Annotated in this window: 1 protein-coding gene; it reads left to right on the top strand. The window is 58.3% G+C overall.

Annotated elements, in window-relative coordinates:
- Window positions 1-617 (top strand): DUF6531 domain-containing protein (locus tag HMPREF2572_RS13905; protein ID WP_148132350.1); only part of this gene is annotated, 617 nt, incomplete at both ends.

Raw genomic sequence — 617 nt, 5'->3', positions numbered from 1 at the left:
ACCGTCGCCAAAGACGTCCGCCTCAACCGCAAGCCCGCCTTCGTCTTTAAGGCCAGTAAAACCAACCGCACCACCGGTGACGAACCCGCCCTGCCGGGCCGCAAGGGTGTGCTTTCCCGCACCGCCACCAAACCCGCCTGGCCGATGATGCACTCCTCTTCGGTTAAAATCCGCAAGCGCCACATCATTCGCGCCGGCGATATGTTCCACATGAACAACAAGTTCAAGAAGAAACTGCCGCCCAAACCCTGTATTTCCTGCAAAGCCGCCGCCGCTGCCGGCCGCCCGGTCAATCCGATACACGGGCTGAAGTTTTTGGAGAGTGAAACCGACTTTGCTTTTGAAGGCATCCTGCCACTGGTCTGGAGCCGCAGCTATTATTCCGACCAAGACGGTACCGGCTGGCTCGGCGAAGGCTGGAGCGTACCCGGCTGCCAACGCATCATCCGCGATGCGGCGGGATTGGCCTATATCGACGATCAGGGCCGTCTGTTCCCGCTGCCGGAAGTCGATGAAGACGATGAGGAACCGGTATTGTTCGAGAGCGAACAGATCTGGTTCAGTAAAAATCCGGACGGGCATTATGTCATTGCTTCGCTGGACGGTTCGATAGCGTT

Source organism: Neisseria sp. HMSC064E01 (assembly GCF_001808875.1).
In the GTDB taxonomy this organism is placed as follows: domain Bacteria; phylum Pseudomonadota; class Gammaproteobacteria; order Burkholderiales; family Neisseriaceae; genus Neisseria; species Neisseria sicca_A.
This window is presented reverse-complemented; position numbering and strand designations above follow the sequence as displayed.